Source organism: Lutibacter sp., from assembly GCF_030692605.1.
Taxonomy (GTDB): Bacteria; Bacteroidota; Bacteroidia; order Flavobacteriales; family Flavobacteriaceae; genus Lutibacter.
Map to the genome: position 1 here is coordinate 19,169 of NZ_JAUYUD010000124.1, position 26,002 is coordinate 45,170.

At 31.8% G+C, this 26,002-nt stretch carries 20 protein-coding genes and 1 pseudogene; 11 read left to right on the plus strand and 10 right to left on the minus strand.

All coding sequences use genetic code 11. The features are described from left to right. Nucleotides 1–125: 125 nt before the first annotated feature. From Q8S45_RS13470 to Q8S45_RS13480, 3 genes are all read left to right on the plus strand, one after another. Complete coding sequence (locus Q8S45_RS13470) at nt 126–2,897, plus strand: sialidase family protein (protein WP_305605963.1); 2,772 nt, start codon at nt 126–128, stop codon at nt 2,895–2,897. A gap of 3 nt (nt 2,898–2,900) precedes the next feature. Then, complete coding sequence (locus Q8S45_RS13475; RefSeq protein ID WP_305605966.1) at nt 2,901–3,518, plus strand: hypothetical protein; 618 nt, start codon at nt 2,901–2,903, stop codon at nt 3,516–3,518. A gap of 125 nt (nt 3,519–3,643) precedes the next feature. Continuing rightward, nucleotides 3,644–4,870, plus strand: coding sequence for a hypothetical protein (locus Q8S45_RS13480; RefSeq protein WP_305605968.1), 1,227 nt, complete (start codon nt 3,644–3,646; stop codon nt 4,868–4,870). 79 nt (nt 4,871–4,949) lie between these two features. Here the strand turns inward: Q8S45_RS13480 and Q8S45_RS13485 are convergent, their stop codons facing one another. Continuing rightward, nucleotides 4,950–8,198, minus strand: a complete 3,249-nt coding sequence (locus Q8S45_RS13485) for a hypothetical protein (RefSeq protein ID WP_305605971.1) — start codon at nt 8,196–8,198, stop codon at nt 4,950–4,952. Between the two features lie 174 nt (nt 8,199–8,372). Here Q8S45_RS13485 and Q8S45_RS13490 point away from each other — a divergent pair, with 174 nt between their 5' ends. The 8 genes from Q8S45_RS13490 (at nt 8,373) to Q8S45_RS13525 (ending at nt 14,893) form a co-directional block, all read left to right on the plus strand. Next, nucleotides 8,373–9,050 (plus strand): succinate dehydrogenase cytochrome b subunit, encoded by a 678-nt coding sequence (locus Q8S45_RS13490; protein ID WP_305605974.1) that lies wholly within the window; start codon nt 8,373–8,375, stop codon nt 9,048–9,050. A gap of 12 nt (nt 9,051–9,062) precedes the next feature. Next, nucleotides 9,063–11,066, plus strand: coding sequence for a fumarate reductase/succinate dehydrogenase flavoprotein subunit (locus Q8S45_RS13495; RefSeq protein ID WP_305605977.1), 2,004 nt, complete (start codon nt 9,063–9,065; stop codon nt 11,064–11,066). A gap of 34 nt (nt 11,067–11,100) precedes the next feature. Then, on the plus strand, nt 11,101–11,331 hold the full coding sequence (locus Q8S45_RS13500) for a four helix bundle protein (RefSeq protein WP_305605980.1): 231 nt from the start codon (nt 11,101–11,103) through the stop codon (nt 11,329–11,331). 38 nt (nt 11,332–11,369) lie between these two features. Next, nucleotides 11,370–11,462 (plus strand): hypothetical protein, encoded by a 93-nt coding sequence (locus tag Q8S45_RS13505; RefSeq protein WP_305605983.1) that lies wholly within the window; start codon nt 11,370–11,372, stop codon nt 11,460–11,462. 41 nt (nt 11,463–11,503) lie between these two features. After that, nucleotides 11,504–12,247, plus strand: a complete 744-nt coding sequence (locus tag Q8S45_RS13510) for a succinate dehydrogenase/fumarate reductase iron-sulfur subunit (protein WP_305605986.1) — start codon at nt 11,504–11,506, stop codon at nt 12,245–12,247. A 202-nt stretch (nt 12,248–12,449) separates the two neighbouring features. Beyond that, nucleotides 12,450–13,607, plus strand: coding sequence for a methionine aminotransferase (locus Q8S45_RS13515; RefSeq protein ID WP_305605988.1), 1,158 nt, complete (start codon nt 12,450–12,452; stop codon nt 13,605–13,607). Nucleotides 13,608–13,631: 24 nt separating this feature from the next. Then, nucleotides 13,632–14,015, plus strand: a complete 384-nt coding sequence (locus Q8S45_RS13520) for a hypothetical protein (RefSeq protein ID WP_305605991.1) — start codon at nt 13,632–13,634, stop codon at nt 14,013–14,015. 98 nt (nt 14,016–14,113) lie between these two features. After that, complete coding sequence (locus tag Q8S45_RS13525; RefSeq protein WP_305605993.1) at nt 14,114–14,893, plus strand: amidohydrolase; 780 nt, start codon at nt 14,114–14,116, stop codon at nt 14,891–14,893. Between the two features lie 71 nt (nt 14,894–14,964). Here the strand turns inward: Q8S45_RS13525 and Q8S45_RS13530 are convergent, their stop codons facing one another. The 9 genes and pseudogenes from Q8S45_RS13530 to Q8S45_RS13570 all read right to left on the minus strand — a co-directional run. Next, nucleotides 14,965–15,966 carry an acyl-ACP desaturase gene (locus tag Q8S45_RS13530; protein WP_305605996.1) on the minus strand — a complete coding sequence of 334 codons (1,002 nt, stop codon included), beginning with the start codon at nt 15,964–15,966 and terminating at the stop codon, nt 14,965–14,967. A 24-nt stretch (nt 15,967–15,990) separates the two neighbouring features. Further along, nucleotides 15,991–16,722: a 1-acyl-sn-glycerol-3-phosphate acyltransferase gene (locus Q8S45_RS13535; RefSeq protein WP_305605999.1), complete on the minus strand. Its 732-nt coding sequence runs from the start codon at nt 16,720–16,722 to the stop codon at nt 15,991–15,993. 94 nt (nt 16,723–16,816) lie between these two features. Then, nucleotides 16,817–17,251, minus strand: coding sequence for a hypothetical protein (locus Q8S45_RS13540; protein ID WP_305606002.1), 435 nt, complete (start codon nt 17,249–17,251; stop codon nt 16,817–16,819). Nucleotides 17,252–17,367: 116 nt separating this feature from the next. Next, entirely contained in the window at nt 17,368–20,577 is a 3,210-nt protein-coding gene (locus tag Q8S45_RS13545; protein ID WP_305606005.1) for a carboxypeptidase regulatory-like domain-containing protein, read from the minus strand. 219 nt (nt 20,578–20,796) lie between these two features. Next, complete coding sequence (gene pgi, locus Q8S45_RS13550) at nt 20,797–22,365, minus strand: glucose-6-phosphate isomerase (RefSeq protein ID WP_305606007.1); 1,569 nt, start codon at nt 22,363–22,365, stop codon at nt 20,797–20,799. 30 nt (nt 22,366–22,395) lie between these two features. Then, nucleotides 22,396–23,637, minus strand: a complete 1,242-nt coding sequence (locus Q8S45_RS13555) for a peptidoglycan DD-metalloendopeptidase family protein (protein WP_305606010.1) — start codon at nt 23,635–23,637, stop codon at nt 22,396–22,398. Nucleotides 23,638–23,699: 62 nt separating this feature from the next. Continuing rightward, nucleotides 23,700–24,497 carry a DUF3108 domain-containing protein gene (locus Q8S45_RS13560; protein ID WP_305606013.1) on the minus strand — a complete coding sequence of 266 codons (798 nt, stop codon included), beginning with the start codon at nt 24,495–24,497 and terminating at the stop codon, nt 23,700–23,702. Between the two features lie 103 nt (nt 24,498–24,600). Next, nucleotides 24,601–25,755: a 4-hydroxyphenylpyruvate dioxygenase gene (hppD, locus tag Q8S45_RS13565; RefSeq protein ID WP_305606015.1), complete on the minus strand. Its 1,155-nt coding sequence runs from the start codon at nt 25,753–25,755 to the stop codon at nt 24,601–24,603. Nucleotides 25,756–25,876: 121 nt separating this feature from the next. Then, nucleotides 25,877–26,002: pseudogene (locus tag Q8S45_RS13570) on the minus strand (IS982 family transposase); the annotation flags it as partial.

Genomic DNA, 26,002 nt, shown 5'->3' on the forward strand with positions numbered 1-26,002 from the left:
TTAAATAATTGTTTAAGAAAAGTTTTTGAAATTTTATAGGTTATAAAAGTTATTTTATAATAAATTTGAATTCATTAGATAGTATATAAATAAACACATTCTTTTATAATTCAAACTTTTTTAAAATGAAAAAATTAACCTTCTTTTTTAGTTTTTTATTAATTTCAACAGGAATTGTCGCTCAAAAATCAATAGTTGAAAACATTTCATTTACTAATATTGGGCCATCTATTATGAGCGGTAGAATTGTGGACGTAGATGTTAACCCAGCCAATACGGTTGAATTTTATGCCGCTTATGCTTCCGGAGGCTTATGGTATACTAATAATAATGGAACTTCATTTACGCCTGTTATGGACAATTCTGAAACCCAAAATATTGGAGATATTGCAGTAGATTGGAATACAGGAACTATTTGGGTTGGAACTGGAGAAAGCAATTCTTCACGATCTTCTTATGCAGGTATAGGAATTTTAAAAAGCACCGATAAAGGTAAAACATGGCAAAATGTTGGTTTAACAGATTCGCATCATATTGGCAGAATTATCATTAATAAAAATAATCCAGATGAGGTTGTAGTTGGAGTTATTGGACATTTATACACCCCAAATAACGAACGAGGAATCTTTAAAACTTCTGATGGAGGAAAGACGTGGGAAAATGTATTATTTATAAATGAAAACACGGGTGTGATAGACGTAAGTGTTTCTCCAACTGATTCTAAGGTTTTATATGCAGCATCTTGGGAACGCGACCGAAAATCGTGGAATTTTGATGGTGATGGCGAAAATTCTGCTATTTATAAAAGCATCGATGCAGGTTCGACATGGGCTAAAATCACTTCAGAAGGGAGTGGTTTCCCAACAGGAGCAGGAGTGGGCAGAATTGGTTTAGCAACCTTTAATAATGAAGTAATTTATGCGTTGTTAGATAATCAATTTATGCGTCCTGAAGAAAAAAAGAAAGAAGGTGAAGGACTTAAAAAGGACGATTTTAAATCAATGAGTGTAATTGATTTTTCAAATTTGGACAACAAAAAGTTAAATACTTATTTAAAAGATAATGATTTTGATAAAAAGTATACTGCCGAAAGTGTAAAATCTTCTGTTAAAAAAGGAAAAATAAAACCAAGCGATTTAGCATTTTATTTAGAGGATGCCAATTTTGTATTGTTAAATTCAGAAGTTATTGGAGCAGAGGTTTATAAATCTATTGATGGCGGAAAAACTTGGAGAAAAACACACGATGGATTTTTAGATGATGTGTATAGTTCCTATGGGTATTATTTTGGGATTATTGCAGTAAATACCGCCAATGAAAATAAAATTTATATTGGCGGGGTTCCTTTGTTAAAATCGGATGATGGTGGAAAAAACTTTAAAGCAATAGGCAAAGAAAATGTACATTCAGATCATCAGGCTCTATGGGTAAATCCAAATGCAGAAGGCCATGTTGTAAATGGTAACGACGGCGGACTAAATATAACCTATGATGATGGTGAAAACTGGACAAAAAATAATGTGCCATCAGTAGGGCAATTTTATAGCATAAACGTTGATAATCAAGAGCCTTACAATGTTTATGGAGGGCTTCAAGATAATGGGGTTTGGTATGGGCCAAGTAATTATAAAGCTTCTAAAGATTGGAACGATTCTGGTCAATATCCTTATAAGAGCATTGGAGGCGGTGACGGTATGCAAGTTCAAATAGATAGCAGAGATAATAATGTGGTTTATTCTGGTTCACAATTTGGCTATTATTATCGAGTAAATTTAAAATCAGGAGAGCGACTTAATATTCATCCAAAACATGAATTAGGAGACACACCGTATCGATACAATTGGCAAACACCAATATTATTGTCTCCTCACAACCAAGATATTTTATACATGGGTGCCAATAAATTATTGCGCTCTATGAATAAAGGAGAAACTTTTGATGTAATCTCAGAAGATTTAACAACTGGAGGAAAAAAAGGGAATGTTCCTTTTGGAACACTGACTTGTATTTCTGAGAGTCCTTTTCAATTTGGATTAATTTATGTTGGAAGTGATGATGGTTTTGTGCATTTAACTTCCAATGGTGGAAGTAGCTGGACTAAAATTTCAGATAATTTACCACAAGGTCTTTGGGTTTCTAGAGTTGTAACTTCACAGCATGAAAAAGAAAGAATATATGTTACCTTAAATGGGTATAGAAACGACGATTTTAAACCATACATTTTTATGAGTGAAAATATGGGAAAAACTTGGAAAAATATTGGTAGTAATTTACCAAATTTTTCGGTGAATGTAATTGTTGAAGATACCTTAGATGATAACATTTTATATGTTGGAACTGATAATAACGTGTTTGTTAGCTTTGATAAAGGTGAAAACTGGCAAGAATTTTCAAAAGATTTACCAAAAGTTGCGGTGCACGATTTAGTAATTCAGAAAGAGGCAAAAGACTTAGTTGTTGGAACTCACGGGCGTTCTATTTACAAAACTAGTATTGCAGCATTGCAACAATATAATAAAGTAAAATCGAAACCAGTGGCAATTTTTGATATTTCAGATGTTCGCCAATCTTCGCGTTGGGGTAGTTCTTGGGGCCAATGGTACGATGTAAATGAACCATCAATTGCCATACCATTTTATGCCATAAATGAAGGGAAATATGATGTTATTATTTCTTCAGAAGATGGCATTGAACTTAATCGAATTCAAATAAATGTTACAGCAGGGTTCAACTCAACTAATTTCAACTTGGCTTATTCAGAAAGAGGGAAAGAAACTTATTTAAAAAAGAGTAAAACTGCTGAAATTAAAAAAGCCAAGAACAATATTTATTATTTCATTAAAGGAAAATATAAGGTTACCATTGGTGAAGCCTCTCAATTTTTTGAGATAAAATAAATAATGAAAAATCTCCCAATTACAGGCTTGTTTTTGTTGCTATGTAGTCAACTAAATGCACAGTCTAATTGGGAACTTTTTCGGAAAGAATCAAATCCAATTAAGGTTTGGGTACTAATGCATCCTTTTAAGGTTAAAAAAGCATATAAAATTTCTTTGGAAGCAAATAAGGTTTCCGATTCTATTTCTAAAACAAATTTATTGGATAAAGACCAATCTGGTGGGCAAGTAGATGCATTTAGACACGCTTATTGGATGGCTACATTGCGCCAAGAAATTGGTAAATGCGCGGCTCGTTCATTAGGGAAAGCACACGAAAGAGCTAATTATAAATTATTTAAAAATCACCAATTGGAAGATGGTATATTGCCAGACAAAGCTTCGAAAGAAATGGATTTGTTTAATAATGATGTTGGACTAGGTATGACATATAAAAACGACTCACGTTTAAAAAGTGGTCTTATTTTTAAAATTGTAAATAAAATTCATCAAGGCAATTTAAAAATTATCAAAAAGGATACTTTAGGAAATTATATTTCTTGTAATGGTAATGTAATTCTAGTTGAAGAAATACGTCATACTTGGGAAAATGGTAAATGTGTAATTCCTTCAAATAAATAGATTTTTAATAGCTAACCATTTTTATTAAAAAGGGGGATTTATTTAGAATTAACAATAAATAAAATAAAACGCCTTTCTAGGCATAATTATTGATTCAATATTTAGTTATAATTAAAAAAAAATCTATGAAGAAGCACACATTAATAATTACTATATTTTCTTGTTTCCAACTTTTTTCTCAAAACAATGAATCAAACATTAAATTATTTCTTAATTGTAATTATTGCGACGAGACGTACATTAAACAAAATTTGACATTTGTAGAATTTGTAAGAGACCAAAATTATGCTGATGCAATTGTGTTATTTAGAACTCAGCAAAACGGTAGCGGTGGTACTTCTTATGAAATTGAATTTACAGGTCAAAATAGTTATAGTGAAATTAACGAAAAGTTAATTTTTTCTACAAATGCAGATAATACAGAGAATGAGATTAGAGATTTAATTTTTAAAAATATAAAATTGGGATTGGTTCGTTATTGGGTCAAAAACGGAAAACAAGATAAAATTTCCATTCAATTAGAAAAAATTGAGCCAAATACAAAGGAGGAAGAAAAGGATCCTTGGAACAAATGGGTGTTTAATTTAGGGGTTAATGGATATTTTTATGGGCAAGAGACCAGCAAGGATAACAGTATAAGTTTTAGCACAACTATTAAACAAGTTACCGAAAAAAATAAATTTTATTTAAGAGGAAGTTTGAATAATAGTAAATCGGTTTTTACCTACGACGGTAACGATATTATTTCAAAACAGAAATCTACCAATTTAACAATGTACAATGTAGTTAGCATTAATAAGCATTGGTCTGCCGGAATATTTGCAACGGCCGGGGAATCTACTTTTAGAAATTATGATTTTTACACATCATTAAAACCAGCTGTTGAGTATAATCTCTTTTCTTATGATGATTCTTCAAAAAAACAATTAACATTATCATATAAAGTTGGAGCCTTACAAAATAATTATGTAGAAAAAACCATATTTAATAAAGAAAAGGAATTTTTATGGGAACACAATTTTATGTTAGGCGGAAGTGTAAATCAAAATTGGGGAAATATAACAAGCGAAGTTTCGTATCAAAGCTTTTTACAAGACACTTCGTTACATCAATTTTCTTTTTACTTAGGAACTAGTTTTAGAATATTTAAAGGATTATCATTAAATGTTAACGCTAATTACGAGATAACAAATAACCAAATTAATTTAGCTGGCGGTAATTTGTCTTTAGAAGAGTTATTATTAAGGCAACAACAAGTAAAATCGGGTTATAATTATTTTATAAGTACTGGTTTAAATTATTCTTTTGGATCTATATATAACACAATTGTTAATCCAAGATTTAATTTTTAAAACAAAAAAAATCTCTATATTTTAAAAGCCATTCTGAATCAAATTCAGAATGGCTTTTAAAATATAACCTAATTTGTATCTAATACTTTAACTCTTCAATTTCTTTAAATTTCGAAAGCTGTAAGTTCTCAACAGACTTTCTATAATTTACCCAATCGGTTTTATAAAATTCGTTAATTTTTTCAATGACAGCGCCAACTTTTGCATTGGCATTTTCAATTAATTTATATTCTGTTTTACCAGGAAGTTGCATTAATGACCCAACATATCTTCTTGCTGTAAATAAATATGAAACAGTACTTGGAAATTCAGTATCGGTAATACCTTGTCGCTCATCTTCTTTTCCTAACATATCATCCAATAAACCATCTATTTTTTTTATTAATTCATCGTGAGATTTTATCAAATCTTTTAATTTTTCTTTTTCATCCTGTGCCTTTAAACGTTTTTTATAATCTTCAACAATTTCTTTAGATTCAAGTAATTGTTGTGTAGCTTTTCCGGCAATTCCAGTTTTAGATTCTAATTGTTTTAACAGGTCATATTTACTTTTTAACACATCAAAGCTCATTGGAATTCTTGGATCGTAAGAAACATTGATTGATGAGGTTTCAGTTAAATTCCCAAAGTGAATTTTTATAGTATAAGTACCGGGTAATACTGTGTTGCCTCTTGGTTCTTGGGCATTGTCTCTTTCTTTTCTTCTCGATGGGCCTCGCTCCCCTTTTTCTTCTAGTCCCCAATAAATTCTATGGGCACCATTTTCTTTGGGTGCTTTTGTTTTAATGCTTCTTATTAATTCATTATTGACATTAAATACTTCAAAAAATATTGAATCAAATTTTACTGCAGGTTTTTCACCTTTAACTGCTGTTTTTTCTGACGATTTTTCTTTTGAATTTTTACTATCAGAATCGTCCTTCTTTTTTGCAGATTCGGGGGTGTTTATAATATAAGTGATCATAGCTCCTTCTTTTCGATTTTCACCATTAAAGATGGCATTTGCACCAAAACGAGTACCAGCTGGTTGTTGGTTTTCAGCATTTATAGCTGCTGGAGGCACAAATAAATGTAACGTTTTATCTAAAAGTTGTTTACCTTCTTTTGCTAAGGCTCTAAAAGGTCTAATATCATCTAAAACATAGGCAGCTCTACCAAAAGTCCCAATAATTAAGTCGTGCTCACGTGGGTGAATTGCTAAATCTATGGTAGGAACAGTAGGGTAACCATTGGTGTATTTAGTCCAAATTTTGCCTTCATCAATACTAAAATAAAGACCATTTTCTGTTCCTAAAAACAATAGCTTAGGCTCTTCTATATCTTGAATTACCGAAAGGGTATATCCAAATGTTTCGTTTTTTCCAACCAATAAATTTTCCCAAGTTTTTCCATAATCACGGGTTCTATATAGATATGGTAAAAAATCGAATTGCCTGTAATTATTGATAACGACATAGGCTTCCCCCTTTTTAAATTTTGAAGCACGTATTTGTGCAACCCAACTTTCATTTGGCATTCCTTTAATGTTTTTTGAAACATTCTCCCAAGTTGCTCCTCCATCTAAACTTAATTGAATATTTCCATCATCGGTTCCAACCCATAACATTTTTTCATCTAAAATACTTGGTTCAATAACTAAAATAGTGCAATGATTTTCTGCACCAGTAGCGTCCATAGTTATTCCACCACTTTCGTGTTGTTTTTGTTTTTCTGGATTATTAGTTGTTAAATCGGGTGAAATAATATCCCAAGTATGGCCTTTATCGGATGATTTATGAACAAACTGACTTCCAAAATAAATAGTTTCTTGATTTGTTGGATTCATAGCAATTGCAGAGTTCCAATTAAAACGAAGTTTTACGTCTGGATTAGGATGTGTAGGAACGATCATTTTCGTATTTCCCGTTTCTCTATCATATCTTCCAACAGAACCTTGTTGAGACATTGCATAGCCGTAACGAGAATCTTTTGGGTCTGGAACCACATCAAAACCATCACCAAACATAATTTCTTGCCAATAGGAATTACGAATACCTTGATCTTTTAGGACATAACCAGGACCAACCCAAGACCCATTATCTTGCATACCGCCATATACATTATACGGATAATCATTATCAACACTTATATGATAAAATTGGGCAACCGGTAAATTTTCAACAAAACGCCACGTTGTTCCTTTATCTCTTGTAATATATAAACCTCCATCATTTCCGTCAATCATAAATGAAGGATTTTTAGGATGAATATACCATGCATGATGATCAGGATGAACCCCTTTATCGGTACCATAAGCAGGCATTAATTGATTAAAAGATTTACCTCCATCTTCACTTACATTTACATAGGTAAAAACTGAATAAATTCTATTTTCATTTAGTGGATCTACAGCAATATCAGAATAGTAAAAAGGTCTATTTCCAATTCCATCGGGACCTCTTCCACTTGATTTATCATTTACCATTTTCCATTTAACTCCGCCGTCTTCAGATTTGTATAGGGCATTCTTTTTTGCTTCAACCAAAGCATATATAATTTTTGGATTGCTTTGTGAAATAGCCAATCCAATTCTTCCTAAATTACCTTCTGGAAGGCCGTCTTTATCTGTTAATTTTTTCCAATTTTCACCACCATCATAAGTTATGTACAAACCTGAACCTTCGCCACCAGAATTAAATGTCCACGGTTTACGACTGTGTTGCCACATGGCAGCAATTATTTTATTTGGGTTTGAACGGTCTACAACTAAATCTGCACATCCTGTTTGATCATTTACATATAGAGATTTCGTCCATGTTTTTCCTCCATCGGTAGTTTTAAAAACGCCACGTTCTGAATGAGCTCCCCAAGGAGAACCAATAGCCCCAACATAAACGGTATTTGGATTGTCTTTATCAATTATAATTCTATGAATATTTCTAGTTTTTTCTAACCCAACTAACTTCCATGTTTTACCAGCATCTAAACTTTTGTATAAGCCATAACCACCATTTAAACTATTTCTAGGATTTCCCTCGCCCGTTCCAGCCCAAATAACATCTGGATTACTTTGTTGTATGGCAACTGCTCCAATTGAAGAAACGCCTTGTTCATCAAAAACAGGAATCCAATCTACACCACCGCTTTCAGATTTCCACAACCCTCCAGAGGCTGTACCAACATAAATCACATCTGGTTGATTTTCAACCACATCAATAGCAGTTACTCTTCCGCTCATTCCAGCTGGCCCAATAGATCTTGGCTTAATATTTTTTAGTTTTTCTAAATTAATTTCCTGTGAAACAGTAGCTAGTGAAATAAAGAAGGCTAGCAGAACAAGTTTTTTCATTATGTTTGGTTTTAAAAAGGTTTATGAATAAAATTAAATAAATCAGTGTTAACAAGTGTTAAATTTAGAATAATATATATTATTTAAATCAATTCTAAATAAGATTAAATGTCCAAATAGAGCAAATTAACTTTAACATATTTATTATCTTTGATGTTTTAAAATTTAAAACTAATGAGCGGGATTTTATCTTCATCAATTGCTAGAAAGGTTGCCATGGCACTATCAGCACTTTTCTTAATAATTTTCTTAATTATTCACTTAGCAGTAAACGTAACATCATTATTTAGTGAAGACGCTTTTAACCAAGCGTCACATTTTATGGGTACCAATCCATTAATTCAGTTTGCAATGCAACCTGTATTAATTTTTGGAGTTGTTTTTCATTTTGTTATGGGGTTTGTTTTAGAACTAAAGAATAGAGCGTCAAGAAATGTAAAATATGTAAAATATAATGGCGCGGCAAGTGCTACTTGGATGTCAAGAAATATGGCAATTAGCGGCGGAGTTATTTTAATTTTTATAGTAATTCACTTTCTAGATTTTTGGATTCCTGAATTAAACACTAAATATGTCCTAGGTGATATGTCTGGTTATTTAGAAGGGACTGAGAAGCTTCGTTATTTTGAAGAATTGCAACACAAGTTCGTAAGTCCGTTGAGGGTGGGAGCGTATATAGTTGCTTTTATTTTATTAGGCCTTCATTTGGCACATGGTTTTCAATCGGCATTTCAATCAATGGGTTTTAACAACAAATACACAAAATGTGTGAAAAATTTAGGAACTATTTATTCAATAGTAATTCCTTTAGGATTTATCATTATTGCATTGTTTCACCATTTTAACCATTAATCTTAAGAGAATATGACTACTTTAAATTCAAGAGTACCAGAAGGTCCAATAAAAGATAAATGGACAATTTATAAAGATAAAATTAACCTAGTAAACCCAGCTAACAAACGAAATATTGATATTATAGTTGTTGGAACAGGTTTGGCTGGTGGTTCAGCCGCTGCAACTTTAGCTGAGCTAGGATATAACGTAAAAGCATTTGCGTACCAAGATTCTCCAAGAAGAGCGCATTCAATAGCAGCACAAGGAGGTATCAATGCCGCAAAAAATTATATGGGTGATGGAGATTCTAACTATCGCTTATTTTATGATACCGTAAAAGGTGGAGATTACCGTTCACGTGAAGCAAACGTGCATCGTTTAGCGGAGGTTTCAGGAGCTATTATTGACCAATGTGTGGCGCAAGGTGTTCCTTTTGCTCGTGATTATGGTGGATTGTTAGACAACCGTTCATTTGGTGGAGTATTGGTTTCAAGAACTTTTTACGCAAAAGGACAAACAGGACAACAATTATTGCTAGGATGTTATTCTGCAATGAACCGTCAAATTGCTCGAGGGAAAATTGAAATGTTCAATCGTCACGAAATGTTAGATGTAGTTAAAGTTGATGGTAAAGCAAGAGGTATTATTGCTCGTGATTTAATAACTGGTGAAATTGAGCGTCATTCTGCTCACGCCGTAGTTATTGCAACTGGCGGTTATGGAAATGTTTATTTCTTATCAACCAACGCTATGGGTTCTAACGCAACTGCAGCTTGGAAAATTCATAAAAAAGGAGCATATTTTGCAAATCCTTGTTTTACGCAAATTCACCCAACGTGTATTCCACGTTCAGGAGATTACCAATCTAAATTAACGTTAATGTCAGAATCATTGCGTAATGATGGTAGAATTTGGGTTCCTGCAAAAATAGAAGATGCAAAGGCAATTCAACAAGGCAACTTAAAGCCAACTGCAATTTCTGAAGTAGATAGAGATTATTTCTTAGAAAGAAGATATCCTGCTTATGGGAATTTAGTTCCTAGAGATGTTGCTTCAAGAGCAGCTAAAGAACGTTGTGATGCAGGTCACGGAGTAAATGCAACTGGAGAAGCTGTGTATTTAGATTTTGCTGCTGCTATTCATAGATACGGAAGCACACAAGCTAAAATTCAAGGACTTCATAATCCTTCAAAAGAAGAAGTTATTAAATTAGGTGAAGCTGTTATTGAAGAAAAATACGGAAACTTGTTCCAAATGTATGAGAAAATTATAGATGAAAATCCATATAAAACTCCTATGATGATTTATCCAGCAACGCACTATACAATGGGTGGTGTTTGGGTAGATTATAACTTAATGACAACTGTTCCTGGATTGTATTGTATTGGTGAAGCAAATTTCTCTGATCACGGTGCAAACAGATTAGGAGCTTCTGCTTTAATGCAAGGTTTGGCAGATGGATATTTTGTATTGCCTTATACTATTGGTGATTATTTAGCTGATGATATTAGAACAGGGAAGATACCAACCAATTCTCCTGAATTTGATGAAGTTGAAAAATCTGTAAAAGATCAATTAGAATTCTTTATCAATAATAAAGGAACACATTCTGTAGATTATTTCCACAAAAAATTGGGACAAGTAATGTGGGATAAAGTTGGAATGGCCCGAAATGAAAAAGGTTTAAAAGAAGCGATTAAGGAAATTCAAGAAATTCGTGAAGATTTCTGGAAAAACGTAAAAGTTCCTGGAGATTTAAATGAAATGAATCCTGAATTAGAAAAAGCAGGTAGAGTAGCTGATTTCTTAGAATTAGGAGAATTATTTGCAAAAGATGCTTTAGAGCGTGAAGAATCTTGTGGAGGTCACTTTAGAGAAGAGCACGTAACTGAAGATGGTGAGGCAAAACGTGACGATAAAAACTTTGCGTATGTCGCAGCTTGGGAATACACAGGAAAACCTAGTGAAGCTATTTTGCATAAAGAACAATTAGAATTTAAAGATATCGAATTAAAAACTCGTTCTTATAAATAGGCAATAGTGAATAAGGCATTAGGCAATAGGTAAAATGAGTTCAATAAAATCTTATAAAGATCTATTAATTTGGAAAAAAGGAATTCAGTTAGTCAAAGAAATTTATTTATTATGTAAAGATTTACCTAAAGACGAAGTGTTTGGTTTGCAAAGTCAAATGAAAAGAGCAGCAATTTCTATCCCTTCAAATATTGCAGAGGGTTATGGTAGAAATTACACTCAAAATTATATTCAATTTCTGAAATTGCCAGAGGTTGATTATTAGAGTTAGAAACTCAAATAATTATTTCAAGAGAATTAGATTTGATAAGTAATGATCAGTTTGATAAAATAATAAATTTAATCACAGAAGAAAACAAAATGTTAAATGCCTTTATTAAATCAATAAGCAATTAAAAAACTATTGCCTATTGCCTAATGGCTAATAAACTTAAGATATGAATTTAACGTTAAAAATTTGGAGACAAAAAGGACCTCAAGAAAAGGGTCAAATGGTCGAATATAAAGTAACCGATATTTCAGAGCATATGTCATTCTTAGAAATGATGGATGTTTTAAATGAAAGTTTGGTAGCAAAAGATGAAGTGCCTATTGCATTTGATCACGATTGTAGAGAAGGTATTTGTGGAATGTGTTCATTACATATTAATGGAGAACCTCACGGTCCAGACAGAGGTATAACAACATGCCAATTACACATGCGTACTTTTAAAGATGGCGATACTATTTATATAGAACCTTGGAGAGCGAAAGCATTCCCAGTAATTAAAGATTTAATTGTAGATCGTATGGCTTTTGAACGTATTCAACAAGCTGGTGGTTATATTTCAGTAAATACTTCTGGGAATACTCAAGACGCTAATTCAATTCCAATTTCAAAATACAATGCAGATTTATCTATGGATGCTGCTTCATGTATTGGCTGTGGAGCTTGTGTAGCTAGTTGTAAAAACTCGAGTGCTATGCTATTTGTTGCTGCAAAAGTGTCGCAATTTGCGTTGTTACCACAAGGTAAAGTGGAAGCTAAAGAACGTGTACTTAACATGGTTGCCCAAATGGATATAGAAGGATTTGGAAACTGTACAAACACAGGTGCTTGTGAAGTTGAATGTCCGAAAGGAATTTCATTAGAAAATATTGCACGTATGAATCGTGAGTATTTGAAAGCAAGCATTATATAGTTATTTTACATATTAAGTTCAATATTAAAACCTATTTCAATTTTGAAATGGGTTTTTTGTTTACAAAAGCCGTTAATAAAGTGAATATTTAGTATTTTTAAAACCGATTTTGTTACCCTAAATCAAGTTCAGAGTCTCAAACTCATTTTATTTATTGAAAGATGAAATTCAGAAATTTTAAGAATAATTAAACCTTAAATATATGCCAACATATAACATACCTTTTCAATCAAAATTACCAAATGTACCAACTTCCATTTTTGCTATAATGAGTGGTTTAGCCAATGAACACAGCGCCTTGAATTTGGCGCAAGGATTTCCAAATTTTGAGAGTGATGAAAAATTAATTTCATTAGTTAATAAAGCAATGGTTGAAGGAAATAACCAATACGCTCCAATGCCTGGAGTAATGAGTTTAAGAGAATCAATTGCTCAAAAAACGGAGAGTCTTTATCAAGTAAATTATAATCCAGATACAGAAATTACTGTTACAGCGGGTGCTACTCAGGCAATTTTTACCATAATTGCAACCACTATTAAAAAGGATGATGAAGTTATAATTTTTAAACCAGCGTATGATTGTTACGAGCCAACAATAGAATTATTTGGAGGTAAACCAATTGCAATTCAGTTAGATCCTGAAGATTTTAAAATAGATTGGCAACAGGTTAGAGGTTTAATAAGCGATAAAACGAAAATGATTATTATAAACTCACCTCATAATCCTTCGGGGAGAATAATGACTTATTCAGATATGTTTCAATTGGAACAATTACTTAAAGACACCAATATTTTATTATTAAGCGATGAGGTGTATGAACATATTATTTTTGATAATGAAAAGCATTATTCGGCAGCTTTATTTCCTTCTTTAGCCGAAAGAGCTTTTATTGTAGCTTCATTTGGTAAAACATTTCACAATACAGGCTGGAAAATGGGATATTGTTTAGCTCCAGCACAGTTAACAAATGAACTAAGAAAAGTGCATCAATTTAATGTGTTTAGTGTGAATCATCCCATGCAAATAGCACTTGCTTCTTATTTGAAATCGCCAGATAATTATAATTATTTAGGTTCTTTTTATCAAGAAAAAAGGGATTTGTTTTTGTCGCTCATTAAGGATTCTAAATTTACCAGTATACCTTCAAAAGGGACTTATTTTCAGTTGTTAAATTTTAAAAATATAACAGAAGAAAGCGATTATGACTTTGCCATTAGATTAACAAAAGAATATAAAATAGCGTCTGTGCCAATTTCAGTTTTCAACAATAGTAATTACGACACTAAAGTATTGCGCTTTTGTTTTTCTAAAACGGAAGAAACATTAAAAAGAGCTGCCGATATATTATGTAATATTTAGTTGTAAATTTGTGTATATAAAATTATGAAATATGAAAAAATAAAATTATTCTGGGTAATTATGTTGTTATTTTCACTTTCAATTTTAACCGCACAACAAGTTGATTATGAAGGTAGAATGTATGATGTTAAAGGCAATAAAATATTTTTTGACGGGAAGGAAGTAACAAAAAGTCTTTCTTTTGAACAACAAATTGCCATAAAAAATAAAAACAGTGAACGATTATTGGCAGACCGAAAATTGAGAGAGGCTGAGAAGGCAGCTAAAAAGGCAGCTAAAAAACAAAAAGCTGCAGAAAAAAAGGTAAAAAAAGCTGAAAAGGAAATAAAGCAAAAAGAACATGCTGAAAAGAAATATAGCAAAGCACGAAATAGCTTAGATAAAAACATAAAAAGTACGATAAGCTAAAAAGTAACGGAAAAATATCACCACTAGACGATGAGAAGTGGCAAAAAAAAATAGATAGAATGAAACGTGATGTTGAAAAAAAACGCAAAAAATTATAAATGAAAAATACCCTAAACATTGCCATTATTCAAAGTAATCTAGTTTGGGAACAACCTAAAAAAAATAGATCAAATTTTTCAACTACCATTGAGTCAATTTCTAAGGAGGTTGACTTATTTGTTTTGCCTGAAATGTTCACCTCTGGTTTTACAATGAATCCGCAACACGTTGCTGAAACAATGCAAGGTGAAACAGTGGAATGGATGCGTAATTTGGCACTAAAAAAAAATGCAGCAATTGCAGGAAGTATTATTATAATTGAAAATAACAATTTTTACAATAGATTATTATTTGTTCATCCTTCAGGTGAAATAAATTATTACAATAAAAGACACTTATTTAGCTTGGCTGGTGAGCACTTGAAATATACAACTGGAACAGAAAAACTGATAGTTAATTATAATGATTGGAAAATTTGCCCATTAGTTTGTTACGATTTGCGTTTTCCTGTTTGGTCGAGAAATGTAGAAAATTACGATGTTCTTTTATATGTTGCCAATTGGCCAAAACCAAGAATTGCCGCTTGGGATGCTTTATTAAAAGCGAGATCCATTGAGAATTTAAGCTATGTTATTGGTGTAAATAGAGTAGGAGTTGATGAAAACCATTTTGAATATTCAGGCCATTCAGTAGCATATAATTGTTTAGGGAAAAAGCTAACCCATCTAAAAACAAATCAGGAGGATAACACCATTATAACGTTGCATAAAAAACATATAGCAGAAGTGCGAACTAAGTTAAACTTTTTGAATGATAAAGATAGCTTTGAAATAAAGTAATAAACAATCTAATTTATCTTGACGAAATATAGTTACTTAGACATGATTAGGTTAAGTAGTTTAAAACAAACTTAGCATACAGGATTTATCCATTTAAAATTGTATTTTGTGTTTGGAACAACAATACGTTCGGCAATACGACACATTCGGTCTGGTAAATTCATTAAATAGTCTCTGGCTTTTTCAGCTTCAGCAGATAAACCTGTAATTTTATCAAGTTCCCAAGAAGTATTTAATTTCGTAATAATATCGATATAATCAAAGCTGGTATAAACACCAACGCGTTGAGCAACTGTTGAAAATTGATTGAAAAGGCTTCCTTTTTCTTCACCAGAATGTCTTAAATTCATTGCTGGCATAACAATTTTATATTTCATCATGTATTGATAAGCTAACATCATTTCACTTGGGTCGTGCTGAAAAATTTGCTTAACAAACTCGGTATATGCTAAATGATGGCGCATTTCATCTCCTGCAATAATCATAGACATTTTTGCTAATAATTTATGCCCATTTTTACGTGCAATTTTAGCAACATTATTATGTGAAACATAAGTAGCTAACTCTTGAAAGCTTGTGTATACAAAGTTTTTGTATGGATCGCGAGCACTTCCAATATCAAATCCGTCTGCAATTAAATGTTGAGTAGTAATTTCTACTTCGCGCATATTAACCCTGCCAGATAGATATAAGTATTTACTCAACACATCACCATGCCTGTTTTCTTCTCCAGTCCAAGCCCGTAACCATTTTGCCCAGCCATTATCTCCTCCACCATTTTCATTACTATGCTGTGAAACACCATCAACATCTAACAGCCACGATTCGTAGGTTGGTAAGGCCTCTTCTGTAATGGTATCTCCAACTAAAACAGTCCAAAAATCATCATTTAAGTCTTTGGAGAGCTCTTGAATTTCTTTGATTTCTTCAATAAATGAATCGCTTTGAGAGTTGGGTAAAAAATCAGTTGGTTGCCAAATTTTTTCGGGGGTAATTAAAAATTTTTCAACAAAGATATCTATATTCTTTTCAAGGGTTAGCATTACCTCTAACCTGATATTGTGTGCCGACATGTCCATTTTTTTAGTAGTAGTTTGCTAAACTACCGAATTTTTAATGGTAGTTTTTACTTTTTGAAATAAATTTTCAAATGTTAATGATTTCGCTTCAATGGCTTGATGAAATTCAAAAGTGATTTTTTCTCCAATACCTAGCGGGAACGCACCTTGTTTATTAAGTTTCCAACAATTATTGATGGTAACAGGAATAATGTAAGCTGAAGGTGCAAATTTGGTAAGCATTTTTAATCCGTTTTCTGAAAATCGTTTAGGAGCACCGTCTTTGCTTCTGGTGCCTTCAGGAAAAATAACTGCCGCATAATTGTTTTTTTCAATATATTGTCCAAATTCTTTAAGCGCTGTTAAAGATTGTCGGGCATCTTTTCTATCAATCAAAACCGAACCACCGTGCCTTAAATTATACGAAACACTCGGGATGCCTTTCCCTAATTCAATTTTAGAAACAAATTTAGGATGGTATTTTCTTAAAAAAAATGCAATGGGGCAAATATCATGCATGCTTTGATGATTGGATACAATTATTAAAGGAACATTTTGTGGAATAGGATATTTACTAACAAATTGAATTCTAGTACCTAAAACATAGAGGAGATATGTTAACGTACCATTCATTAAATCAACGGTTATTTTATGCCCACGATATTTTCCTAGGTTAAAACCTACCCATTGAATCACATGAAATAGGATGAGTAAAAAACCATAAAAAAAGTAAAAAATGATGGAGAGTATGTAAGAAAGAATATTTTTCATTTTTAAAAAGAATGTAAATATCTATAAGGTAATTTTGTTTGCCAATTTGAGCCTGCTTGCAAGTCAGGCAGGCTCAAAACAGACATGTTTATTATTATTTAGTAAACCATAAACCCCAAGGAATTACAACTAAAATTAGTAACAATGCAATACCATAAAAAACAGCAATAGTCTTAAATTTTGCAGCATCTGTAGTTTTCTTTTTATGTTTAGAAAAACCAATAGTAATTAATGCAATTGCAATTAATATTAATAAAGGATGTTCAATCAGCGGTTTTCTAAGTTCGCTATTTTTCATCACTTCACCCATACCCATATCGCGCATTGTTTCGTAAAACACAGAAGTATAGTAGGCTATAAAACCGAGTATTAATTGAATGTGAGAAGCAATTAATGCGAACAATGAAATACGTAAATCGGTTGCTTTAAATTCCTTTTTAGAGTTTAATCCAATAATGGCATTTGCAACTGCAATTACAATAATAAGTAATACTAAGTAAGCCCAATAAGAATGAATCATTTTTGTCATAATAGTTAGTTTTAATTGGTTGTAAAAATATGAAATTTAATTTAAACTTATTCGGGTGTTATTAAACAAAAAATCCGCTCAAATTGAGCGGATTTAAATTTTTATTTGTGAAAATACTAATTAAAAGAATATCTTATTCCAACTTGCATTTGCCATCTTGAACTTTCAATACCACTATCATCAATAGTGAACATATTATCAATAACAGCTGGATTAAAACTATAAACTGGAGCAACACCAGCGGTCTCAGTTCTTAGAATATCAATTTCTCCAAAATTAGGAGCGAATTTTTGAACACCCCATTCTTTGTTAATTAAATTGGTAAAGTTGAAAATATCAAATGAAGCTTGGAAAGTATGTTTCTTTTCGCCAAACTTAATTGAGAAATCTTGTAAAACTTTTAAATCAACAATATGACTCCAAGGAGCTCTGTCTGCATTTATTTCAGCATATTTTCCTCTTCTACTTCTAAGGTAATCATTACCTTGAATAAATCCATCTAAGGCAGTCCATTGTTGAGCTGCAGTTAAACCATTAGCACCTTCTTTTAATCTAATATCAGCAGCATTTTTTGGAACGTAAATAACAGCATTATCACTTGAGTCATCATTTAACACGTCTTGTCCTTCTTGATAAGTATAAGTAAATGAATTTCCGTTAACACCTTGGTAAAATAAACCAAAAGTAGTTTTAATGTTGTCATTCCATTTTATATCATAAGAACCATTTGCTATAACTCTATGCCCTTGAGCGAATTGAGATCTAGAAGTTGGTAATTTTGAATTTTTCCCATTCACACTAAGTTGATTTCTCCACTGTGACGAGTTTTGCGAACTTGTTCCTTCAAAAATTGTTTGAGAATCACCATAACCATATGAAACACTACCTTGGAAACCATTAGCTAAAGGTTTTGTAATTGTTAAAGAGCTATTCCAAGAATGACCTTCACTTGTATTAGATCCTAAATAAATTCCAAAATAAGTTGGGTCAATTCTAGAACTTCTATTATAATAAGGACGTGTATCCCCAGTTCCTGATTGGAATAAAATAGGAGCTTTAAGATTTAAGTTTTCGTAATAAACAGCTGAGATGTTTTTGTTGTATAATAAATCAGCAGAGGCAACTAATCCCCAGAAAGGTAATTTTTGATCTACAGCTAAATTTACTTTAAATACTTGAGGTAATTTAAAATCACTTGAAAAAAGGTTGATATCACCTCCTAATTGTCCTGAACCCACTGCAGGCCCAACAGGCTGCCCAAAAGGATCTGCTACAAATAAACCTCCACCAGGTAGGTTTCGTTCTTCAGCGGCTCCAATTGCCATACCATTATTGTTATAAACAGCTCCAGGCCAAACTAAAGGCACTCTTGAGGTAAATATACCAAAACCACCACGAACTTGGGTATCTGATTCGCCATTTACGTTCCAGTTAAATCCAACTCTTGGAGAAATATGGATTGAAGTAGATACTCCTTTTCCAACTCTTGCCCCTTGTAAATCTTTTCCTTGTGCTTCTAATAAGCCAACAGTCGTGTTATTGAAAGAATCATTCACTAAACCATCAGACCAAATAGGTGCATCAAAACGTAATCCAATTGTAAGTTTAAGATTATCAGTTGCTTGTATTTCATCTTGAACATACACTCCAACTTGGAACATATCAAACTCAGCAGCTCCTTTTGAATCATCCCCGATACCTCCTTGTAATGAATAACTTCTGTTGTAATCTTCTGCAAGACCACCAGTTAAAAATCTATTTAAATTAGTAAACACATAATCTCCATAATTTTGTCTTATAAATACATTTCTTACATCAGAAGACTCTAAATGTGTACCTAAAGTTATAGTGTGTGCACCTTTATAAATTTCAAAATTATCTGTAAGAGTCATTATTTTTTGTTCTAATATATTTCCAGTTGAAAAAGGTTCTGAACCAAAAAAGATATTACCTGATCCATCTTTAATTCTAACTCTTGGGAAAGGATCTCCTAAAGGATCTCTATCATCAAGTACAGAAGTGTAAGCTAAAGTTAAGCTGTTTGAAGTTTTTTCGCTTAATTTTGAGTTTAGTTCTACTGAAGTTGTATTGGTTGTAGATGGGAAATAAATAGAACCACTACTGAAATTTATGCTAGTTGTATTAGAAGTAGACGCATTAATTTGTTCTGCATTTACATAACTGTGTTTAAAAGATAGTTTATTGTTTTCATTAATATTCCAGTCTAATTTAACAACTAACTTATCACTTTTTAATTCATCAGCAGTACTTAAATATGTTCCAGGATTAAATCCGTAGGTGGTTGTTAGAAAATTGCTTAAACCTTGAATGGCACTTTCATTTGAAGTTCCAATATAATTAGCGAAATTAAATGGTCTTGGAGTTTCATCGTTTTGATTTTCGTAGTTTACAAAATAAAATAATTTATCTTTAGTTATAGCACCAGAAGCTCTAACTCCAAATGTTTTAGCTGAAAAATCAGATAATTTTTCTCTGCTACCTCCAGAAGGAACCAAATCAACAGGCGTTTTACCAGCTAATGATTCGTTACGAATAAAACCATATACAGATCCTTCAAAATTATTTGTTCCAGAACGTGTAACTGCACTAATTGCTCCACCAGAAAAACCAGAGATTCTAACATCAAAAGGAGCAACAGAAACTTGGAAAGATTCAATAGCATCTACTGAAATTGGATTAACACCTGTTTGACCTCCATTTGTTCCAGAAGAAGCTAAACCAAAAACATCATTATTTACAGCCCCATCTATATAGATTGCGTTGTACCTATTGTTTTGACCACCAATTGAAATTGTACTTCCACTAACTTGAGCTTGTGGTGTTGTACGTAAAAAATCTCCAATACCTCTAGAAACTGTTGGTAAAGTTTCTATTTGTTTTTTACTCACATAGGTACCAGTACCTGTTTTATTACCATCAAATACACCATTAAGTGCACCCGTAATAACCACCTCTTGCAATGCATTTGCTGCCTCCACCATTTTGTGGTTAATTGCAAAAGTTTGACCTAATTGAAGGTAAACATTGTTTTGAGCGTAGTCATTAAATCCTACATAAGAAAGTGTAATGTTGTATGGCCCTCCAGCTCTCATATTTGAGATTCTGAAATAACCATCGAAATCTGTAGAAACACCATATTTCGTACCTGATTCTGTGTGGACAGCAACTACGTTTGCACCGGGTAAAGGAGCACCGTTGTTGTCTAGTATTTTACCATTAATGGAAGAGGTGGTCACACCTTGCCCAAACATGGATGCTGTAGTGATAAACACCAAGGCAATTAGCCAATTTTTTAAATTTCTCATTGTTTAATTTGAATTTGATTTGAATTAAATGTTCTGCAAAAATGCGACTTTTTGTTCTTTTCTCCTTTAATTTAATGTTAATATTTAACATTAAATTAAGAAAGTTTAAATATACAAAAAAGGCAAAGCCTTACTGAATATCAACCAAATAAATATTAACAAATATCGAAGAAAATGTTAAAAATTGTTAAAAACTTTAAATGCTTTGTATGTGGCTGGTTAGTTAAATTTTTGCAAATATTTATGAGCCAATTCTTTACCTAGCTCAACACCAAATTGATCGAAACTAAAAATATTCCAAATAACACCTTGAACAAATATCTTATGTTCATAAAAAGCAACTAACCCACCCAATGTTTTTGGAGTTAATTTGTTTATTAATACAGTATTACTTGGTTTATTGCCTTCAAATACTTTGTATGGCAATAACGTTTCAATAGCGTCCATTTTACCTTGAGTTTTTAAGTCTAAATGAACTTCTTCCTTTGTTTTACCTTCTGCTAAAGCTTGTGTTTGTGCATAAAAGTTTGCCATCAATTTAGTATGATGGTCTTCGTTTCCATAAAGAGATTCTTTAAACCCTATAAAATCGGCAGGAATTAGTTTGGTACCTTGATGTAATAATTGCATAAAAGCATGTTGAGAATTTGTACCTGTACTACCCCAAATAACGGTTCCGGTTTGGTATGAAACTGGTTTTCCATTTCTATCAACACTTTTTCCGTTACTCTCCATTATTGCTTGTTGCAAATAAGGAGCAAGTTTGCTTAAATATTGAGTATAGGGTAAAATTACTTCTGTTTCACAGTTAAAAAAATTGGTATACCAAATGCCAATTAAACTTAAAATAACGGGTGCATTTTTTTCAAATGGTTCATTTTTAAAATGTTCATCCATTTCAAAAGCTCCTATTAAAAGTTGGTTAAAATTATCGAATCCAACTGCTAAACTGATAGATAAACCAACACTACTCCATAATGAAAAACGGCCTCCAACCCAATCCCACATTGGAAAAATGTTATTGGAGTCTATTCCAAATTCACTTACTGTTTTTAAGTTGGTAGAAACTGCCACAAAGTGTTTTGCTACATCTTCTTCAGATGCAGTTTGTAAAAACCAATTTTTTATAGTAGTTGAATTTGTAAGGGTTTCTTGAGTAGTGAAAGTTTTTGAAACAATTACAAACAACGTGGTTTCTGGATTTAAATTCTTAATAACTTCTTGTACGTGATCTCCATCTATATTAGAAACGAAATGAACATTTAAATGATTTTTGTAGAATTTTAGTGATTCAACAATCATATCTGGACCTAGATCTGAACCTCCAATTCCAATATTTACAACATCAGTTATTTTTTTTCCTGTAAATCCTTTCCAATTACCTGAAACTACTTCATTGGTAAAAGATTCTATTTTTTGAAGAGTTTCCTTTATTTTAGGAACAATATTTTCTCCTTCAACATTGATTTCAGACAAATTCTGATTCCTTAAAGCAGTATGTAATACTGCTCTATTTTCAGTTTTATTTATTATTTCTCCTGAAAAATAAGAATTCATAGCGCTTTTTAAATCTACCTCATTTGCTAATTCAACCAAATAATTCAGAGTTTCAGCGGTTATTCTGTTTTTAGAAAAATCGAATTCATATTCACTAAATTTAATACTAAATTCTTTTGAACGATTTGGATTCTGATTAAAAAGCGATTTTATATGAACGTTTTTTGTTTCGTTAAAATGATTCGTTAATTTTTCCCAAGATTTTGTTTGGGTCGGATTTACATTTTTCATAACTAAATGAATTAAATTATTTTTAATAAATTAGGATGGAATAATAGATTTCTTTTTGGCAAAAGGAATTGCATCTAATTTTAATTTTATTGGTTCAATGTATTTAAAATAAGCAGGTATTTTGCTTTCCTTCATCGGTTCAGAATTTGGCAATCGCTCTCTTAATGGATCTACCTGAACTCCGTTTTTCCAAAACCGGTAACAAACATGGGGTCCCGATGTATTTCCAGTCATTCCAATATAGCCAATAACATCGCCTTGGCTCACTCTTTGTCCTACTTGCACAGCTCTTTTACTCATGTGAAGGTATTGAGTGCTATAGGCTCCACTATGTCTAACCTTTACATAATTTCCATTTCCGCCGCCATACCTAGATTCTTGAACGATACCACTAGCTGTAGTTAAAATTGGAGTTCCTATAGGAGCAGCATAATCAGTTCCTTTATGAGCTCTAACACGATTCCCATAAAGTGCAATTCTTCTGTTTAAGTTATAACGAGATGAAATTCTACTTAGTTTAACAGGGGCTTTTAAAAATTGACGACGTAAGGCATTGGCAACATCATCATAATAATCTACTTTATTATTTGTAGAATCAATCACATATGTGAAGGCATAATAAGGCTTGCCGTCATGTTCAAAAAAGGCAGCTTTAACTTCGCCAATTCCAACAGGAATAGTATCATTTATATAATGTTGTTCATAAATTAATTTAAATCGATCGTTTTTTTGAAGTCGATAAAAATCAATAGACCACCCATAAATATCTTCCATTTTATAGGCTAAATAAGTAGTTAACCCTGCATCAATTATAGATTGTGTTAAACTACTATTAATAATTCCTGAAGCTGTTTTTACAATGGTTTTCATTGGTTTTTTACCATTATAGGCAACAACTAATGAATCTTTAAAATCAATTACTGTATAATTTACAAGTGAATGTTTGTATATAAAAACTTGGGCTTTTTGAGTAGAATCTAATTTGGCTAAAATGGTATAGGGAATACCTCCTTTTATTTTTCTAACATCAAAGGTGTCTTTAATTTTAGTTACAATTTCTAATACTTTCACATATTCAATACCATATTTATCTAGAATTGTACTAAAATTTTCTCCTGGTTTAATCGTATCATTAATAACCTTATAATCATTTAATCTGTATCCGAATTCAAATATTATTTTTGGCTCTGCTACTATTATATCATTATCACCATTTTTGTTTTTACAAGAGAATATGAAGGATATTAAAAGAAGGAAAACTATTTTTTTCAATTTTGTAAATTTTGTAAATTAATTGGTTTTAAAAAATAAAATGCAAAAGTACAATTTAATTGTCAAAAAATAATGTTAAAAGGATGTGCTAAACCTTTAAATTCGTCTAAATCTGCACGTAAAGAACCAACTGCAAGTGACGCTTTTATTTGAAGTGGAATTTTATTATCGTCGTCACTCACCCATATTGTTAGGCTTTCTTGCTCTTTAAAAACACGTCCGGTTTGTACTAAAGGTCTAAATTTTAAAGCCCTAATTTTTCCAAATTTTGTTCTAATTACTTCTTTTCCTAAAAAGTGAAGTTTAAACGATACAACTTCATCATCAATAAACATTTTTAAATCTATTTGGTCGTTTACTTTTAAAGAACTCATATCTTGATTTCTCAAAAAATATAAAGCCGACATCATATCCTGAATATTAGTACCTATTGGATAACGGTCTATTTTGTTATGTTTAAAATCTTTAACAGTTGCCTGCTTTGTTTCATAATCGAATAAAATTTCTAGATCCTTAGTGTAACCACCTTCATTAATTTTTCGGATAAATTTATATGGCTGTAAGGTCTCTTTGTACATATAGGTTTGGTAATCATTTTTTACTGTGAAAAAAAGGCTCACCAAGCCCGTAGATTTCCCTATTCCTGCTATATGAAAAGCATCTCTTCCGTTTGTTTTTAATTCTGAAACTTGAATTGTAGAATAACCTGCATTTAAAAAATTACTATAACTCATTCTAAATTTTAACCATTCTCCATGTTTAAATGCATGATTGGTAATGGTTTTCATACCTTTTGAAGGCTGAGCGAACAAACCTAAAGAAAGTAAAAGTGTAAATAGTATGACAAAATATTTCTTCATTTTAAAAATTTATAGGCATTAGATTATTGAGGTTGTAATTTTTGTTCCAAAAATAATAAAAGGGTTAGGATTGTATTGTTAAGCTTTTATTAAATAAATTTTTTTATAATGTTCCTCTTCGTTCCTGTTCTGCTTCAATAGATTCAAACAAGGCCTTAAAATTTCCTTTTCCGAATGATTGAGCCCCTTTTCGTTGAATAATTTCGAAAAACAATGTGGGCCTATCTGAAACAGGTTTGGTAAATATTTGAAGCAAATATCCTTCCTCATCTCTATCAACTAAAATTCCTAATTCTTTTAGCTCTGCCAAATTTTCATCTATTTCGCCAACTCTGTCTAAAACAGTGTCGTAATAAGTGCCAGGAACATATAAAAATTCAACGCCTCGCTCGGTCATTGCTTTTACAGTTTCTAAAATATTGTTTGTTGCAACTGCAATATGTTGTACTCCAGGACCATTATAGAAATCTAAATATTCTTCAATTTGAGATTTTTTTAAACCTTCAGCAGGTTCATTAATTGGAAATTTAACTCTCCCATTTCCGTTGGTCATTACCTTACTCATTAAAGCAGTAAATTGGGTCGAAATGTCTTTATCATCAAAGGTAATTAGGTTTGCAAATCCCATTGTTTCGGCATAAAATTTAGACCAAACATTCATTTCATTCCAACCAACATTTCCAACCATATGATCAACATATTTTAATCCAAGATCTGAAGGGTTATATTTTGATTCCCATTTTTCAAATTTTGGTAAAAAGATGCCCTTATAATTTTTTCGTTCAACAAAAATATGAACAGTATCACCATATGTATGAATTCCTGAGCGAACAACTTCACCGTTTTCATCACTTTCTTTAATGGGTTTTAGAAATGATTTTGCCCCTCTTTTTGTAGTTTCTTCCCAAGCTTTTGTAGCGTCTTCAACCCAAAGTGCAACTACTTTTACACCGTCACCATGATTTTCTATATGTTCAAAGAGTTCTTTGTTTTTTGAATTTGGCATGGGTGTTGTTAAAACCAATCGAATTTTATCTTGAACCAATACATAACTTGTTTGGTCTTTCATCCCAGTTTCTAAACCTGCATATGCAAGAGATTGAAATCCGAATGCTGTTTTATAATAATGTGCCGCTTGTTTAGCATTGCCAACATAAAGCTCTACATAATCGGTTCCTAATAATGGTAAAAAATCTTCTGCTTCCGAAAATATTTTTTCTAATCCGTAGTTGAAATTTTGTGTATTTTTTAAACTCATAACTTCGTTATTTAATGAGCCAATTAGCTATTTAGAAAATAAGCCAATTTAAGCTATTTGTTATTATTTATGATTTCAACACTTTTGATGAAGAAATAATTTTATTTAACCCGTTGTGCATTTAGACAATGTTAATTTTTAAGTTGTTAATATTTCTCTCAAAAATAAACTTGTTAATGTATTGAATAATTGTCAACGAGGTTAATTTAGAAAGTATTCTTGTTTTAAATCCATCAAATGTTTTGGC

Bases quoted from the DNA above. Each gene is read 5' to 3' on its own strand.
- Q8S45_RS13470 (WP_305605963.1), top strand. From the start codon at position 126: ATGAAAAAATTAACCTTCTTTTTTAGTTTTTTATTAATTTCAACAGGA.
- Q8S45_RS13475 (WP_305605966.1), top strand. From the start codon at position 2,901: ATGAAAAATCTCCCAATTACAGGCTTGTTTTTGTTGCTATGTAGTCAA.
- Q8S45_RS13480 (WP_305605968.1), top strand. From the start codon at position 3,644: ATGAAGAAGCACACATTAATAATTACTATATTTTCTTGTTTCCAACTT.
- Q8S45_RS13485 (WP_305605971.1), bottom strand. From the start codon at position 8,198: ATGAAAAAACTTGTTCTGCTAGCCTTCTTTATTTCACTAGCTACTGTT.
- Q8S45_RS13490 (WP_305605974.1), top strand. From the start codon at position 8,373: ATGAGCGGGATTTTATCTTCATCAATTGCTAGAAAGGTTGCCATGGCA.
- Q8S45_RS13495 (WP_305605977.1), top strand. From the start codon at position 9,063: ATGACTACTTTAAATTCAAGAGTACCAGAAGGTCCAATAAAAGATAAA.
- Q8S45_RS13500 (WP_305605980.1), top strand. From the start codon at position 11,101: ATGAGTTCAATAAAATCTTATAAAGATCTATTAATTTGGAAAAAAGGA.
- Q8S45_RS13510 (WP_305605986.1), top strand. From the start codon at position 11,504: ATGAATTTAACGTTAAAAATTTGGAGACAAAAAGGACCTCAAGAAAAG.
- Q8S45_RS13515 (WP_305605988.1), top strand. From the start codon at position 12,450: ATGCCAACATATAACATACCTTTTCAATCAAAATTACCAAATGTACCA.
- Q8S45_RS13520 (WP_305605991.1), top strand. From the start codon at position 13,632: ATGAAATATGAAAAAATAAAATTATTCTGGGTAATTATGTTGTTATTT.
- Q8S45_RS13525 (WP_305605993.1), top strand. From the start codon at position 14,114: ATGAAAAATACCCTAAACATTGCCATTATTCAAAGTAATCTAGTTTGG.
- Q8S45_RS13530 (WP_305605996.1), bottom strand. From the start codon at position 15,966: ATGTCGGCACACAATATCAGGTTAGAGGTAATGCTAACCCTTGAAAAG.
- Q8S45_RS13535 (WP_305605999.1), bottom strand. From the start codon at position 16,722: ATGAAAAATATTCTTTCTTACATACTCTCCATCATTTTTTACTTTTTT.
- Q8S45_RS13540 (WP_305606002.1), bottom strand. From the start codon at position 17,251: ATGACAAAAATGATTCATTCTTATTGGGCTTACTTAGTATTACTTATT.
- Q8S45_RS13545 (WP_305606005.1), bottom strand. From the start codon at position 20,577: ATGAGAAATTTAAAAAATTGGCTAATTGCCTTGGTGTTTATCACTACA.
- pgi (WP_305606007.1), bottom strand. From the start codon at position 22,365: ATGAAAAATGTAAATCCGACCCAAACAAAATCTTGGGAAAAATTAACG.
- Q8S45_RS13560 (WP_305606013.1), bottom strand. From the start codon at position 24,497: ATGAAGAAATATTTTGTCATACTATTTACACTTTTACTTTCTTTAGGT.
- hppD (WP_305606015.1), bottom strand. From the start codon at position 25,755: ATGAGTTTAAAAAATACACAAAATTTCAACTACGGATTAGAAAAAATA.